The sequence below is a fragment of the Achromobacter xylosoxidans A8 genome, from assembly GCF_000165835.1.
In the GTDB taxonomy this organism is placed as follows: Bacteria; Pseudomonadota; Gammaproteobacteria; order Burkholderiales; family Burkholderiaceae_B; genus Achromobacter; species Achromobacter xylosoxidans_B.
The window spans coordinates 2760160-2777927 of the sequence record NC_014640.1 but is presented as its reverse complement, the minus strand read 5'-3'; the positions used below and the strand labels follow the sequence as shown (position 1 = coordinate 2777927).

Here is a 17768-nt window from a genome sequence, read left to right as displayed (position 1 = left end):
AATGGCCGTTCATGACTTCATCGGTATCGGTTTCGGCCCGTCCAATCTCGCGCTGGCAATCGCCCTTGAGGAGCAGCGGCAAGCCGGTGGCCCAAGCCTCGGTTCGCTGTTCATCGAGCGCCAGGCCTCGTTCGCCTGGCATCCGGACATGGCGCTCGATCATGCGCACATGCAAGTCTCCTTCCTCAAGGATCTGGCCACGCTGCGCAATCCGACCAGCCGCTACACCTTCGTCAACTATCTGCACGAGAAAGGGCGGCTGCAGGACTTTATCAACCTCAAGACTTTCTTCCCCAGCCGCCATGAGTTCAGCGACTACTTCGCCTGGGCCGCTACCCAATTCGACGACCGTTGCGTCTATGGCGAGACCGTGTGCGAGGTATTGCCGGAGAAGCAAGGCGACGCAGTCCGCCTGCTGCGAGTGCGTTCACGCAACCATGCCGGGGAAGTTCATGAACGTCTGGCGCGAAATCTGGTGGTAAGCATAGGCGGCACCCCGCGTATTCCCGAGAGCTTCCACGCTTTGCGCGATGATCCCCGGCTCTTTCATTCCCACAGTTACCTGGGCAGCATCGTCACCAACGTCAAAGCCCGTAAGATCGCGGTCATCGGCGCAGGCCAGAGTGCCGCGGAAATATTCATGGACCTCCACGGCCGACCCGGCGCTCCCCAGGTCGATCTCATCATGCGCGCCCACACCATCAAACCGTCCGACGACAGCCCCTTCGTCAACGAGATCTTCAATACTGACTTCGTCGACCACATGTACAGCCGAACATCGGCTGAGCGTCAGGAGTTGTTGCGCGAGTTCCGCCATACCAACTATGCCAGCCCGGACCTCGACCTGATCCAGCAGATATTCAAGGTCCTTTACGAACAAAAGGTCAAGGCGCAGGCACGGCACCGGCTCCTGCCTCGCCACGAAATCGGAGAAGTGCGCGCAGATGAAGACGGCGTTCACCTGACGCTCAAGGACCTGAATGGTGGACAGGCCAGCGCCGTCCGCTATGACGCAGTCGTGCTGGCCACCGGCTACGAACGCCAGCAGCACAAGTCCATACTCGCCGCCCTGGCTCCGCATCTCGGCGATTTCGATGTCGACCGCGAGTACCGGGTCAAGACTTCTCCGGATTTCCATCCCGCCATCTTCTTGCAGGGTGCCAGCGAGTCGACACACGGGCTAAGCGACACGCTGTTGTCCGTGACGGCGGTGCGCACGGGGGAGATCGGGACTGCCATGTTGGCTAGAACGCAGCCTGCCGAGCAGCGGGCTGTGGGCGCGATCTGAAGCGGCGGACAGGCCAAGTTGGCCTCGGCCATTGCGTCAACTCCCCGGATACAAACAAAGACCCGCGCCAAAAGCAGAAGCCTGTCCAGTCATCATGGACACCTCTTCGCAATACAAGCGGGTGCAGACAACATCAGCCATTCCAATTTGATCGGATTCGACTACACCATTCAACACCATTGGAGTGAGCGATACGGCGCTTCACGCGACCGCCTGATCTTTGCACTCCAGACTACGGCGGAATTTTGGAGGAGCCAGAGTCGTTCGACGACTGGTCATGGAAAAGAGAGCGCGCCTGGACAGAACAAAACCCTGCTCGCCGTTCCAGCCCCCCCGGCGGCCTCGATATCAACCGTCAATACCGGGGCAGAGATTCCCTCGCACAGCCAATTCCCCACTCCCGCGTCCTTCTCTCTATATGGGAGCGGAATACACCGCCCGGTGCTGTCGCTGCAAAGACTCGAGCCGATTTGGGTCACGTCGCAATGGCAGAAAGACGTTCAACGGTGGGTCTGAGAGGCCAGCCCGGGAGCAGCGACATGTTGTTCTCGATCGCCATTTATGATCTGACACAGACCGATATGCTGGTCAGCGATCCTGTGGACCCAGACTACTCGGTCCAGTTCGGCAAGGTCCGATAGCATGGCCTGGAAATTGAGACGAAGACCAAGATCGGACGGCCGGCCAACCTCATTTTGGCCTACGCCTATACCGACGCGCGCACGATCAAAAGCAGTCCGCGCACGCCATAAGAAAAAGGCAGGCGCACGCAAGGCGTCGCATACAATCAGTTTTCCCTAGGACTACGGCTTTGGCGCGTTTGAACTGCCCGGCCTGAAGATGGGCGCCGGTCTACGTCACGTCGGTTCGACGGTAGCCCGAGGCTGGGGCGGCCGGGTAAACGCAAGTGTGCCTGCTTTCACGTTGCTCGACGCAATGGTCAGCTATGCTACAGACCCATAGAAACTGGCCCTCAACGTAACGAACTTGACCGACAAGACTTACATTGCATCTTGTACTTACGGTTGCTTCTACGGCGAACCACGCAAAGTGGTGGGTACCATGACCTACTCATGGTGAAAATCCACTCGTTCATACACCCGAACAGTTGGACGAGAATCGCTAGCGCATAATATCCCCGCATCTAGCCTTCCGCATTGCTACCAAGAGGCGCTCCCAATTCGATCGGAATGCCTCTTGGACGAACTAAAGACATCCGAGCTGAACCGCGCTGCTATCGCCAATAGGCTCCCGCCACTTGCGATGGCGGGGGGGGCCTTTCCTCCAATGTCCGCCTACCCCATCAGGCGAAGCTCTCGGAGCAGTTGATCAAACAGCATCGGAGTTCGGACGATAAGAAAATGATCCGCCGCCAATACACTTTCTGTCATGGGGAGGCGAGATTTCACCCAAGCTGCGAATACCTTCTTTTCTTCGGGTGGACGATCTTCGGCCCACCATACCTTGACGCGCCCGTCGAGTTCAACCCGAGCATGCAGTTTATTTCCCGCTGCACGAAGAATCCTGCCTGCCTCGAACATTCTTGCAAGCTCTTCCTCTCCCAGTGCTCCATACCAATGCAAATCCTCGGGGACTACCTGCGTAAACAATACCTTCAGCAGGGGAATCAACTCATCGGGGTCACGATAGGCCCGTTCAAGCGGCCCCTTCAGCATTGGATTGTTCAGCAGATGCTCGCGCTGATTTTGCGGCAACAAGATTCCGAGGAACTCCTGAAGCTCAGCCTCGTATCCGATCAACTCCTCGCCCCTTCTCCCAGTAGGAACAAAAGGATCAATTGCTCCCACGAACTCCACCGCGTGGCCCTTGCGCTCGAGCGACTGGGCCGCCAGAAGGGCCAGCGCCCCCCCCATGGACCAGCCGGCGAGCAAAAATGGGCCTTTTCGGCCCGACTCGATGATTGCAGCGGTATGCCAATCCGCTAGCTGTGCCAGATCATTCGGAACCCTCATAGAAGCTGCCGAATATGGAATTCCGATCACAGCGCAATTGCTCAATTCCAATGTAAGCGCCAGTGATGTGTAGTCCAACACATTGCCCCAGCCGTCATGCATCACGAATAGCGTACGCTGAGGGTTCGTCACCGTGTTCAAGGAAACACTATCGCGGGGACGCGTTTCCGCCCCTGCCAACTTTGCCAGTGTTGGTCTAGAAAAAATATCCCGCAACATGAAACGCCTTTCGGGAATCTTTGCAGCGATTCGTATGAACTGTAGGGCAGCCAGCGAATTCCCGCCCAACTCAAAAAAGTTGTCTTGACGCCCCACCCGCTCGACTCCCAACACCTCGGACCAGATCGCCGCCAACGCCTCTTCCACCTCCCCCTGCGGCGCCTCGTACGCCCGTACGCTCTCCACCCCCACTTCCGGCAACGCCTTCCGGTCCACCTTGCCATTGGCGTTGAGCGGCAGGCTCTCCAGCACCACCATTGCGCTAGGCACCATGTAGTCAGGCAACTGCTGGCCCAACCGCTCCCTCAGTTCCGCAACTCCGACGGTCCTCCCAGTGTGCGCGGACACATAGCCTACCAGTCGCGCTCCGCCCAGTCCGTCGCGCGCCACTACCACCGCTTCCCTCACTTCCGTCTGCGACAGCAATTGTGCTTCCACTTCACCCAGCTCGATGCGAAATCCGCGGATCTTGACCTGATGATCGATCCTCCCCAGGTACTCCAGTTGCCCATCGGCATTCCACCGCACCAGATCGCCTGTGCGGTACAGCCGACCGCCGGCCTCGCCGAACGGATTAGCGACGAAGCGCTCTGCACTCAATCCGGGGCGCCCCAGGTAACCGCGGCCTAGCAATTCCCCCCCGATATACAGCTCGCCGGCCACACCCTGAGGCGCCCATTTCAGAGACCCATCGAGCACATAGGCCTGCGTCTCCGAGATCGGCCGTCCTATCGGCACCACGGCTTTCTCTTCTTCCTGGCACGTCCATTGCGTGACATGTATGGTCGTCTCCGTCGGGCCATACAGGTTCTGTAGGGTTCCCCCCCTCAGTCGCCGCAGAGCCTCCCGTTGCGTGGCTGCGGGCATCGCATCACCGCCGCAGATCACATAGCGCAGCCGCGTGTGTTCCTCGATACCTTCCTGGGCCAGGAAGGCTTGCAACATTGCCGGCACAAAGTTGAGCGTCGTGATTTCATGCTTCACGATCAGATCAATGATCCGTTGCGGATCACGATGGTCTCCCGGGTTTGCGACCACCAGCCGCACGCCCACGGTCAAGGGCCAGAATATTTCCCACACCGACACATCGAAGCTGAATGGAGCCTTGTGTAACACGGCATCCATTGTTGTCAAGCCATACTTCTCTTGCATCCACGTCATGCAGCGGCTTAACGCGTCATGACGGATCGAAGCGCCTTTGGGCCATCCCGTGGATCCCGAGGTATAGATCACATACGCCAGGTTCTCAGAGTGGATAGGGATTTGCGGGTCGTGCCCAGGCTCATCCCTCACGTCCAATCCATCAAGCTCAAGCACCTCCAATCCATCCAGCGCCGGCAACCGATCTCTCACCGCACGCTGCGTTAGCAGTAGTCGGATCCCGCTATCGCCCATCATGTAGGTCAGCCGATCCATCGGATACTCCGGATCCAGCGGCACATACGCCCCCCCCGCTTTCAAGATCGCCAGCAGCCCCACCACCATCTCGATGGAACGCTCCACAGCGATCCCAACCCTCACCTCCGGCCCCACTCCAAGCCTGACCAGGCGATGCGCCAGACGGTTTGCCTGCAAATTCAATTCCGCATACGTCAGCGACTCATCACCGAACAACAGGGCGGTCGCATATGGACTGTCCCGTACACAACACTCGATCAGCCGATGCACCGGCTCCACCGCTGGATGGCGCCGGGTATTCACTCCCCACCCCTGAAGTCGTTGCTGCTCGGCATCAGTAAGCAGTTCCACTTCACCAACCCTCTGCTGCGGACCGTTCGACAGCCCATCGACGATTCCCGCCAAGGCCGCCCTCATATAGTCGCACTGCCGCCGCGCGCCTATGGATCTGTGGGCTTGACCCACCAGTTCGAACCCCAGGCCCAGATCATCCACCGACATGGCAATCGGGTAGTTCGTACGCTCTTCCCCGCCCAGTGCCACTATCCCCTCCCAAACTGGGGCCGTCATATCGAGATCTTGCGCTGCGCTGTAGCGGTAATTCAGCAAGGCCGAGAACAACGGCGTGCCTCCCGGCAGCCCGCTGCAGCGTTGCGCCAGCGACAGGCTGGCATGTTCGTGATGCATCAGCCCCGTCAGCCCGGCATGAACCTCGCGCAGGCTCTGTTGCACGCTGCGGCCGCTCAGTTTGATGCGGATCGGCAGCGTATTGATGAACATCCCCAACGCTCGCTCTGCGCCCTCGCCACCCTGCATCCGTCCAAACAGCACAGTACCGAACACCACGTCGGCCTTGCCTGTCGTCCTGGCCAGCACCAAGGCCCAGGCCAGGTGGAACAGACTGGCCGCACTTACCCCATGACGCTTGGCTTGCTGCCGGATTCCGGCGCATAGTTCCGCCTCCAACGCCAGCTTCACCTCCTCGACCTCGCTGCCGTCGCCCTGCACATCCAGCAGGTCAAACGGCGCCGTCGGCTCATCCACGTCGCCCAGCATCTTGGTGAAGAATGCTTCATGTTCGGCCCGGCTCAGGCCTAGCTTCGCCTGGGCTACAAAGCGCCGGAACGGCACAGGCTCGGGCAATGCAGCCTCCTGGCCTTGCTCGATCTGCACAATCTCTTGAACTATCAGTTCCAGCGTCGTGTGATCCAGTACCAAGTGATGGCTGGGCAATTGCAGCAGCCAACTTCCTTGCGCGACATCCTGCGCGGCCACCGCCCGCATCATCGGAGCCTGACGCACATCGATGCGATGGCGTCGAGGATCGACAAGTTCGTTCAGTCGTTCGGCCGCATTGCCCGCAACCACATCCTGCAGCCACTCGGCCTGCAGCAATGCCCGCCGATAGACCACCTGAACCGGTTCCTTCAGCCCCTCCCACAACACCGCCGTGCGCAGGATGTCATGGCGCTCTATCACCCGATTCAAGCTGGCGATGAAGCTCTCCAATCGTTCCCGGCTGTCAAAGCTCAGCAGGCAAGGAGTGACATAGATGTCGCCCTGTTGCTCCAGCATGTGGTGGAACAGAATGCCCTCCTGCAGCGGCGCCAGCGGATAGATGTCCTGAATGTTCGCAGCTCCTCCCGGCACCGCCGCTTCGATCCGGCCGATCTCCGTGGCGTCAAGCTCGAGCAACGTCAACATCTCTGGCTGGATTGCGGCGCAGTCCGCCGGGATCAGATTAGGGGGGACGACGACATCATGTCGATCCTGACCTTGCGTGATGGCTCGAGCAAAGGCCGCCAGTTCGGGCTGCTGAAACAGCGTGCGTACCTGCACGGCCAAGCCCCGTGCACGCATGCGCTCCAGCACGTTCAGCGCCAATAGCGAATGTCCGCCCAACTCAAAGAAGTTGTCGTGGCGCCCCACCCGCTCAACTCCCAGGACTTCAGCCCAGATCGCCGCCAACGCCTCTTCCTCCTCGCCCTGCGGCGCCTCGTACGCCCGTGCGCTCTCCACTCCCGGTTCTGGCAGCGCCTTGCGGTCCACCTTGCCGTTGGCATTGAGCGGCAACCCCTCCAGCACTACGATCAAGCTCGGCACCATATAGTCCGGCAACTGCCGGCCCAGACGCTCCTTCAGCTCTTCGGCCTCGACGATCTGCCCCGCCAGCATCGACACATAACCCACCAGCCGCGCCCCGCCGGGCCCGTCGCGCGCCACCACCACCGCTTCCCTGACCTCCGCTTGCGACAGCAACTGCGCTTCCACTTCGCCTAATTCGATGCGCAATCCGCGGATCTTGACCTGATGGTCGATCCGGCCCAGGTACTCCAATTGCCCCTCGGAATTCCAGCGCACCAGATCACCCGTGCGGTACAGCCGGCTGCCGGCCTCGCCGAACGGGTCCGCCACGAAGCGTTCTGCACTCAAACCGGCGCGCCCTAGGTAGCCGCGCGCCAATAGTTCTCCGCCAATGAGCAACTCGCCTGACACTCCTTGAGGAGCAAGGTTGAAGTCGGCATCCACGACCCGGAGCTCCCGTCCAGCCAAGGGCGTGCCAATCGGCATTTGCAGCGGAAGCGGTTTGCTTGCGCTCACATAGGGCTGGCAGTCCAGAATCGAGGCAGTGACGGTCGCCTCTGTCGGACCGTACGTGTTCAACAACCTGATCCGCTCCAGACCGGCTGCACGCCAAGCATTGAGGCCCTCCGGCGGCATGGCCTCGCCACCGGCATGAACCTGACGCAATACACCATAATCTCGAACGCCTTGCCGGGCGAAATCCTGTACCAGCAACAGCCAGTACGCCGTCGTAACATCCACGACACTGATCTGCTTTTCCATCAGTTCCTGATAGAACGTGGAGCTATCCCACAGATCAGGGCCGCGCAATACGACCGAAGCCCCCTGGATCAGGGGTGGAAACAACTGTTCGATGCAACCGTCGAAGTTCAAGGTCGCAAACTGGAGCATCCGATCGGCTTTGGTGAGACCGAAGAAATCAACCGCCACTTGAGCATGCTCGACCAAACTGTGATGGGAAATGCCTACACCCTTTGGACGCCCTGTGGATCCGGAGGTGTAGATCACATACGCCAGGTTCTCGCCGTGCACGTCGACCCGTGGGTCGTTTCCGGATTCATCCATCACATCCAGAGTTTCAAGCTCCAGAACCTCCAGCCCCTCCAGCGCCGGCAACCGATCCCTCACTGCGCACTGCGTCAGCAATAGCCGAATTTTGCTGTCCTCCATCATGTAGGCCAGCCGATCCATGGGATACCCCGGATCGAACGGCACATACGCCCCGCCCGTCTTCAGGACCGCCAGCAGTCCCACCACCATCTCGATGGAGCGCTCCACCGCGAGCCCCACCTTCACCTCCGGCCCTACTCCCAGCCTGATCAGGCGATGCGCCAGACGGTTGGCCTGCTCGTTAAGCTCTCCATAACTGAGCGACTCATCTCCGAACACCAACGCTATAGCGTGCGGATTGTCCCGCACACGGCGCTCGATCAGCCGATACACCGGCCCAACTTCCGGGTATGCACGCCCGTTCACCCCCCAAGCCTGGAGCTGCAGCTGCTCCGCTATACCCAGCAACTCCACATCGCCCACCGCCTGTTCGGGCCGCTCCGCAAGGACCCGCAGCACCGCCAGGTAGTGCTCCGCCATGCGTGCCATGGCACTCGCATCGAATAACTCCTGAGCATAGGTAAAACTCACCTGCATCTGGCCCTCCGCCTCTTCGCCGAAGTCCACCGACAGCTCGAACTGTGCGCCTTGTTTGGCTAGGGTGTAGTCTGCGAGCGTTAGCCCTGGCAATTGTTGCAGTACCCGATGGTCCTGCCGCTGATGATTGACCAGCACCTGAAACAGCGGATTGATGCCCAAGTTGCGTTGCGGTTGCAGCGATTCCACCAGTTGCTCGAAGGGCAGATCCTGATGAGCCTGCGCGCCCAGAGCCGCCTCCTTGGCCTGTTTTAGTACCTGTACCAGGCTCTGGCGCCCATGAATTACGTTGCGCAGAACCTGCGTATTGACGAAGAGGCCCACCACGCCTTCGGTTTCTACGCGGTGACGATTAGCGATTGGTATCCCGACCCGAATGTCCTTCTGACCGGTGTGCCGGTAGAGCAATGCTTGCACACCCGCCAGCAACGCCATGAACAATGTCGCTCCTTCAGAACGCGCCCGATCACGCAGTCGAGACACCAATACTCCTGTCAGTGCGATGCGATGGCAAGCCGCCCCATACACTCCGTGGGCGTTGCGCGGACGATCCGTGGGCAACTGCAGCACCGGATTCTCGTCACCCAGTTGCGCCCTCCAATACGCAAGCTGCCGGTCCTTCTCCCCCGCCTCCAGCCAATTGTGCTGCCAGACCGCGTGGTCCGCATATTGAATCGGCAGCGTCGCCAGTTTTGGATTCTGACCTAGCACCCGAGAACGGTACTGCGCCACGAACTCATCGACGATGATCTGCATCGACCAGCCATCCGAGACGATATGGTGCATCACCATCACCAACACATGCTCGTCCACAGCTTCTCTGATTAAACCCACCCGAAGCAGTGGTCCCGCCTGCAGATCGAACGGTGTCTGAACCACGTCGGCCACCGCAGTTCTCACCTTTTCCGCGCGCTCGCCGGTCGCTACCGCACTCAGATCAAGCTCTTCGATCTGCACGCTGCCGTCCGCCTGGATCACCTGCTCGATCCGACCGTCTTCTCCTGCACGAAACACCGTGCGCAACGATTCGTGCCGTTCCAGCAGCGCGCCGAAGCTTGCCCTGAGCGCTTCAACGTTCAACACACCTTTGAGTTTCATCGCGCCACTGATGTGATACGCCGTGCTCAGTGGATCCAGCTGCCAAAGAAACCATTGGCGCATCTGAGCGTATGAAGGCTGACAGCGGGAGAAATCCAGTTCATCCCGGGCAAGGATTGGAAAATTCCCAATACCCAATCCCTCCAATCTGATCTTTCGATAGATCGCCTTACGCTGATCAAGCCCGAGCCGGGCAAAACGCTCTGCGATACGATGACTCGCCAAACTATCCATTACGCGGCTTCCAGGTCGTCAATGAATGCAACAACTTCCGATAGCGACTGACTTCTTTCTTTCATGAGCGGTTCAGCCTCGAGTAGGACACTCACCTCGGACAGACTCGGAGTGGCAAAGAAATCTCGAATGGCTATGTCCTTCTGCATGCGAGACTGGACACGAGCGACCACTTGCAGAGCAAGCAGTGAATGTCCGCCCAACTCAAAGAAGTTGTCGTGGCGACCCACCCGTTCGATACCCAGCACCTCGGCCCAGATCGTCGCCAACGCTTCCTCCACCTCGCCCCGCGGCGCCTCGTACGTCCGTGCACTATCCACGCCCGCTTCGGGCAGCACCTTCCGGTCCACCTTGCCGTTGGCATTGAGCGGCAACTCCTCCAGCACCACGATCGCGCTTGGCACCATGTAGTCCGGCAACTGCCGGCCCAGGCGCTCCTTCAGCTCTTCGGACTCGACGATCTTGCCGGCCTGCGCCGACACATAGCCCACCAGCCGCGCCCCACCCGGCCCGTCGCGCGCCACCACCACGGCTTCCCTGACCTCCGCTTGCGACAGCAACTGCGCTTCCACTTCTCCTAGCTCGATGCGCAACCCGCGGATCTTGACCTGATGGTCGATCCGGCCCAGGTACTCCAATTGCCCCTCGGCGTTCCAGCGCACCAGATCTCCCGTGCGGTACAACCGGCCGCCAGCCTCGCCGAACGGATCCGCCACGAAGCGCTCCGCGCTCAACCCGCTGCGGCCCAGATAGCCTCGGGCCAAGCCGACTCCGCCCAGGTACAACTCGCCAGTCACCCCAACCGGGGCCAGGCTCAAGCCTTCGTCAAGCACATAGGTCTGGATACCGCTGATCGGCTGCCCGATCGGCACGTGGCCGCATCCGTCATCGCGGCAAGCCCAGTGCGTAACATCAATGGCCGCTTCGGTCGGACCGTAGAGGTTGGAGAGCACAGCTTGCGGCAAACTCCTGAATACGCCATTCTGGGCTTCGACTGGCAGCGCCTCGCCGCTGCAAACAATGTGTGACAGGCTGATGCAGGCCTCAATACCGTCATGCGCCAGGAACGCTTGCAGCATCGAAGGCACGAAGTGCAGCGTAGTGACGCTGTTTTCCCGAATCAGTTCGACCAGGCGCGCCGGGTCACGGTGATCGCCGGGCTTGGCAAGCACCAGCCGCGCGCCCGTCATCAGCGGCCAGAAGAACTCCCATACCGACACATCGAAGCTGAAGGGGGTCTTCTGCAAGACCGTATCTGACGCGGTCAAGCCATACGCCTGCTGCATCCATGTCAGCCGGCTGTGCAGCGCAACGTGCCGATTGGCCGCGCCCTTGGGCCGTCCCGTGGACCCGGAGGTATAGATCACATACGCCAGGTTCTCTCCGTGTACATCGATCCGCGGATCGTGTCCGGATTCATCCGTCACGTCCAGCCCATCCAGTTCCAGAACTTCCAGCGCTTCAAGCGCCGGCAACCGATCCGTCACCCCGTGCTGCGTCAGCAGCAGCCTGATCCCGCTGTCGGCCATCATGTAGGCCAGCCGCTCCGTCGGATACTCCGGATCGAGCGGCACATACGCACCGCCCGCCTTCAATATCGCCAGCAGCCCCACCACCATCTCGATGGAACGCTCCACCGCGATCCCGACCCTCACCTCCGGCCCCACTCCCAACCTGATCAGGCGGTGCGCCAGACGGTTGGCCCGCAAGTTCAATTCCGCATACGTCAGCGACTCATCACCGAACAACAGGGCGGCCGCATGTGGATTGTTCCGTACGCGGCGCTCGATCAGCCGATACACCGGCTCCGCATCCGGGTACCGGTGAGCATTCACGCCCCACTCGCTCAATTGCCGACGCTCGGCCTCGCTCACTGCATCAATTTCGCCCAGGCAACGCTGCGCCGACGCGCAGAGGGACATCAACAAGTTCCGCATGTGGCCGGCCAACTGGGCTACCAGTTCCGCCGCAAAGCACCGTTCCTGGAAAAAATAGCCTATCGTCAGTACATCCGCCACAGTTACGGTCAAAGTCATCGGGTAGCTGGTCTCTTCCCGATTTCCAGCGATCGAGACACGTGGCGTCCCATTACCTGGCTGCCGTAGCGCCTCGTCAACCGGATAGTTCTCGAACACCAGGATGCTGTCGAACAATCCCTGTCCATTGGAGCCAGCCCAACGCTGGATTTCAAAAAGCGGCGTGTGTTCGTATTCACGTGATGCGACGTTCTGCGCCTGTAGCATGCGCAGCCAATCACCTATCCGCTGCTCCGGTCGAGGGCGCGCCACGACGGGCAGGGTGTTGATGAACAACCCCAGCACCTCGTCTGCGTCGGGCAATTCCGCCGGACGACCCGACATGGTCGCTCCGAAGCACACGCCTGTCTGCCCGGTATAGCGTCGCAGCAATAGTGCCCACCCTGCCTGAACCAGCGTATTCAGGGTAATCCGCTCAGCGCGGACGAACTCAGCCATACGCGCCGTCTCCACGGCATCGAACACCTGAATGTGTTCCTGATAACCCTGTCCGTCTGTCGACGGCTTGTGCTCGGAGGTAATCCTCGTCGGCCCATCGACGTCTGCCAATAGCGTCCGCCAGTACGTTTCTGCAGCCGCGCCGTCCCTTGCTTGCAACCAGGCGATATAGTCCCGGTAGCGTCCTCGCGAAGGAAGCGGGTTCTTCCCGGAATAGCAAGTAAGGATTTCTGCCAGCAGTCGCGCGGTGCTCCAACCGTCGAGCAACAGATGGTGACGCGTCCAGATGAGGTGATATCTACCCGCAGCGCACTGAACCAGGACCAGCCGCATCAACGGCGGTGTAGCCAGGTCGAAACCTCGCTCATGCTCGGCGTGGGCCAGTTCGTCGAGCGCAGCGTCGAGGTCGACATGGTCACGCCAGTCGTACTCGACAAGTGGCAACTCGACCGTTCGAGCTACCCATTGAAGTGAGGCTTCGCCCTGAATAAAGGCCGTCCGCAGTATCTCGTGTCGATCGAATGTCGTTTTCCAAGCGGCCTTGAAGCGGGCAGGGTCGAGAGCTTCAAGCTCCAGCCGGAGCTGATTGATATACACCGTCCCTGCCGGCTCTAGAATGCTGTGAAACAACATCCCGGCCTGCATCGGCGACAGCGGATATAGATCGACCACTCGATTCCATGGCAGCCGCAATCCGTCGAGCCGACGCTGGCTGACCCTAGCCAGCGGAAAGTCAGACGGCGTCACACCCTGCGCGCCATGCAGGCAGTGCTCGATCAAATGCTCCAGTTCATTCAGGAAGCTCCTGGAAAGCTCCTTTATCGTGGCTTCGTCATGCACCGCCGTGCTATAGGTCCAGCCCACGCGCAATTCGCCGCGATGCACCTCGGCATCGAGGCTGAGCCAGGTTCGGCGCCGGCTGCTGGAAGCACGCTCCTGCCCCGTGCGCTCGCGAGCCAGTCTCCATATCGAATCGCCACCAAAACTCTGATCGACCTGGCCGAGATAGTTAAATGTGACCTGCGGATAGGCGCCACCGGCAAGCACAGGTCCGCCGCTGCCGAGATAGCGCAGCACGCCGTAGCCTATCCCCTTGTTGGGCACCTGCCGCAGTTGTTCCTTGATGGCTTTCAGGCTAGCGCCAAGATCCCCACCGGCTTGTCGGCTCGTATCTCCCGGCGCAAGACGGACCGGGTACAGCGTGGTGAACCAGCCTACGGTCCGACTGAGGTCCAGGTCATCGAAAAGTTGCACCTCGCGACCATGTCCTTCCAGTTCGACCAGCACATGTTCGCGCCCGTCCCAGGCGCACAGGGTACGCGCCAGGGCTGTCAGCAGGATGTCGTCGATACGCGTGCGGTAGGCTTGCGACACATCGGCCAGGAGTTGCTCCGTGCGGGCCTCATCCAGCGAGGTAATGAGCGTGCGCGATTCCGCCAGCGTGTTGCTGCCGTCCGCGACGCCAGGCAGCGACCTTTCCGCCCTCCCGACGACATTCTGCCAGTAGGTCAGTTCGTTGCGCAGTTCGGCGCTATCGGCATAGCGTGCCAGCGCCTTGGACCAATCCCGCAGTGGCGTGGTCGCAGTCGGGAGTTCCGGCACCCGCCCCTCTCGAAGCTGTCTGTATACGGTCTGAAGGTCGTCGAGAATCACACGCCACGACACGCCGTCGACGACGAGGTGATGGGCGACCAGCAGCAGGCGGCCCGCACGCCCGTCGCCCAGATTCATCCACACCGCTTTGAATGGACGCTGTAGGCTGAGACTGCGCTGAACACGATCGGCTGCGTTTTCAATGGCCACAGCGACATCGCCGCCGGAGCCGATGTCGATCTCCTCGAAAACTGACTGGCCTGGCGGCAGACTGGATAACGACCAGCGACGATCGGCGCCACATTCGGCAACCAGACGCAAAGCCTCATGATGTATGACCAGGGCTTCGACAGCCTGCCGTACCTGCGCCGGCTCAATCACCTCGGTAGCGCTGAGAAGCAGTGATTGGTTCCAGTGGTGATGGTCCTCGAACTGTTGGTCAAAAAACCAAGCCTGAACGGGTATAGGGGCAAACCGGATACCAGCCTCGGACGATGCCGCGACCGCGGCAGCGCTCGCTATCGGCGCAGTTTCCAGAGTAGCGACCGCCGCAACTGCGGCGACGGTCTGACGCTCCATCAGTTCTTTGGGCGTGAAGCGTAGTCCCTTCTTGCGTGCCCGCGCGACAATTTGAAGAGTGAGGATGGAATCGCCGCCAAGTTCGAAAAAATTGTCATGACGACCGACCCGATCTACTCGAAGCACTTGCACCCATACGTCGGCCAGCACCTGTTCCACCTGGCCTTGGGGCGCCTCGTAATCCTTCGCAGCGCGCTCCCCGGGTAGCGGCAACGCCTTGCGGTCGACCTTGCCGTTGGCCGTCAGCGGCAAGACGTCCAGCTGCATGATCGCGCCAGGCACCATGTACTCTGGAAGCTTCTGAGCGAGCCTTTCTCTCAGGTCCTCCGCCGCGATCGTCTCACCGGGCCGAGTCACAACGTATGCGTGGAGTTGAGTGCGTCCATCCTCGTCCTCGCGGGCGACAACCTCGGCCTCCACGAGGCCAACCATCTCGAGCAATGCCTGCGCAATCTCCCTCAACTCCACCCGATAGCCGCGCACCTTCACCTGGTCGTCCGCCCGCCCCAGGAATTCGAGATTGCCGTCCTCCAGCATTCTCACCCGGTCTCCAGTGCGATACAGGCGCTCGCCTTTCTTGGATGGACTGGCGACGAAGCGTTCCGCTGTTTGCGCAGCACGCCCCTGGTAGCCCCGCGCCACGCCAGGGCCACCTACGTACAACTCGCCGACCACCCCGAACGGTACCGGATTGAGGTCTGCATCCAGTACGCAGGCATAGCCATTGGCGAGTGGCTTCCCGACGGGCAAGGTGCTTGCCGTGCGCAGCGCCACACGCGCTTCCTGCGTAAGAATGCCCACCGTAGTTTCGGTCGGACCGTAGTGATTGAATACCTGGCACTCCGGCTTCAAGTCCGCGACCTGCGCCAGCAGCGACCACCGTGTCGCCTCGCCTCCAACCACCAGCCGACTGGTCGGCAGTATATTTTCCGGCGCACCCGCATTCAGGAGAGCCTGAAGGTGGCTGGGCACGATCTTCAGCACATCTACCCGATGCCTGCTCATGTAGTCGGAGAAGGCATCCGGATCGAAGGCGCGTTCCGCGGAGATCAAATGCAATTCCCGTCCCGAGCACAAAGCGCCAAACAACACCGTGTGCCCCAAGTCGGCCGCCACGGTCGAGACCATCGCCATGCTCCGCGCGCTTTCGGGAAGATCGAGACGTTCCAGCAAAGCCTGGACATAGTTGGCCAGCGCACCGTGGCTGATCACCACCCCCTTCGGGTTCCCGGTGGAACCGGATGTGTAGATGACGTAGGCTGCCTGCGAGGGCTGTGTCGGCGGCAGGATTTGAACAAGATCCTGTTCCGGCACGGCGGCAAGTTCAAGCGACAAGACGGGAACCCCCACCTGCCAGGCCGGCCTTCCGCTGCTCAGCAACAACGCGGCGCCGCTATCCCCCAACTGATAAGCCAACCGCTCCGACGGCAAGGAGGGATCCAGAGGCACATAGGCGCCGCCCGCCTTCAACACGGCCAATAAACCGACAACGAACGGGCACGAGCGGTCCGCGTGTACACCCACGCGGACGTCGCAGCCCACCCCTCTTTCGATCAGCATCTGCGCCAGACGGCTGGACTGTCTGTCCAATTCGGCATATGTCAGGCACTGATCTTCGTCTATTACCGCAAGCCTCGCCGAACGAGCCCTGGCGGCCAGCTCCCACATCCGAATGACACTTGGCGCGCCGAATTCGCGTTGCGCGCCCGCGACTTCGGAAACCGGAACCGGCAAGGAAAGATCCGCCACCTTCCTGTGTGGAAAGTTGACCGCCTGCGTCGCGAAGCCGTCCAGCGTGGCGGCGAACGTATGAACGATTGCCTCGTCAAACAGCGCTTCCGCATAGATCAAGTCGCAACGTATGCCGTCCTCGCGATCGGTAAAATCTAGGCTCAGGTCAAAATGAGCTTGGCCGCTGGAAACGGGAACGAACTTCACCTCCAGATCACCCAAGGATCTGGTCTCCGGGACAGTCTCTTGCTGAGTACATTTGACCTGGAATAACGGGTGTACCCCGGCCTCCCGCTCCGGTCGAAGCGCATCGACCAGCAGGTCGAAGGGCAAATCCTGATGCGCGTGTGCATCCAGAACAGTCTCACGAACCCGAGCCAGGACATCCACAAAGCTGCTCGCCGGATCCATCTGCGTGCGCATGACCAGCAAGTTGAGAAAGTAGCCGACCAGTCCTTGTGTTTCGGCTTTCCGGCGGTTGGCTACCGGTGTGCCGACACGGACGTCCTGCGTGCCGCTGAAACGATAGAGCGTCACTTTCAACAGCGCCAGCATCACCATGTACAGCGAGGCTCGGTGAGACCCTGCGAGAGCCCGCATTCGGTCGCTCAATTCACGCGAAAGCTGGAACTCGTAGTGCCGTTCCTTCGATTCAGTAACGCTGCCTCTCGGTCGCAGCATGGGCAACTCGATGGGCGGATGTTCCATACCCAGCCGTAACCGCCAGTATTCCAGCTGGCGTTCGCGCTCTCCGGCATCGAACCAGTTTCGCTGCCAGACAGCATAGTCAGCAAACTGCACTGGCAGAGCATGCAGCTCTTGTGGATGCTCGCCGCACGCATTCCGATACAGAATCAGGAGTTCGTCCAGCAGTATGCGCACAGACGCGCCATCCCCCGCAATATGGTGCAACACGATGCCTAGCACATGCTCATCTTCGTTGACCTCCCACAACGTGGCGCGAATCGGCGGTTCGGCATCAAGCTTGAATGGCTGGCTAACAAGTGCCTGTTGCAGTGAACTCAGCTTCCCCATGCGTCTGTCTTCGGGTACCGAGCGGAGATCCACCACATCCACCTGAACGGATTCCATCGGCAGAATCACCTGTGCAGGCTCACCGTCAATGCCGACGGGAAGGATGGTTCGCAGTGTTTCATGCCGTCGCGTCAGTTGCCGCATCGCGGCAAGCATCGCATCCTTGGCCAGCACGCCTTTGAAACGCAGGAATCCCGGCATGTTGTAGGCCGGACTGGACGGATCAAGTTGCCAAGTCAACCAAAGGCCGCGCTGCGCATAAGAGATCGGCAGCGCCTCGTTCCGATCCACTGGAACAATAGGCAAATCGACGTAGCTTAGACCTGCTTCCCCAATTTTCGTCAGAAATCCTCGCCGGGCTTCTGGGGAGAGCGCCGCGAAACGGCGGGCAATGCTTTTTTCATCCAGTTCCAT

General features: G+C 60.4%; 3 protein-coding genes. 1 reads left to right on the top strand and 2 read right to left on the bottom strand.

The window, feature by feature from the left end:
* Nucleotide 1: 1 nt before the first annotated feature.
* On the top strand, nucleotides 2-1288 hold the full coding sequence (locus tag AXYL_RS12925) for a lysine N(6)-hydroxylase/L-ornithine N(5)-oxygenase family protein (RefSeq protein WP_013393240.1): 1287 nt from the start codon (nucleotides 2-4) through the stop codon (nucleotides 1286-1288).
* Between the two features lie 1295 nt (nucleotides 1289-2583).
* Here AXYL_RS12925 and AXYL_RS12920 read toward each other — a convergent pair.
* On the bottom strand, nucleotides 2584-9942 hold the full coding sequence (locus AXYL_RS12920) for a non-ribosomal peptide synthetase (protein ID WP_013393238.1): 7359 nt from the start codon (nucleotides 9940-9942) through the stop codon (nucleotides 2584-2586).
* On the bottom strand, nucleotides 9942-17768 hold the full coding sequence (locus AXYL_RS12915) for a non-ribosomal peptide synthetase (RefSeq protein ID WP_013393237.1): 7827 nt from the start codon (nucleotides 17766-17768) through the stop codon (nucleotides 9942-9944). The genes AXYL_RS12920 and AXYL_RS12915 overlap by 1 nt, the downstream gene beginning before the upstream one ends.

Coding starts and splice junctions, on each gene's coding strand:
- AXYL_RS12920 (WP_013393238.1), bottom strand. CDS start 9,942: ATGGATAGTTTGGCGAGTCATCGTATCGCAGAGCGTTTTGCCCGGCTC.
- AXYL_RS12915 (WP_013393237.1), bottom strand. CDS start 17,768: ATGGAACTGGATGAAAAAAGCATTGCCCGCCGTTTCGCGGCGCTCTCC.
- AXYL_RS12925 (WP_013393240.1), top strand. CDS start 2: ATGGCCGTTCATGACTTCATCGGTATCGGTTTCGGCCCGTCCAATCTC.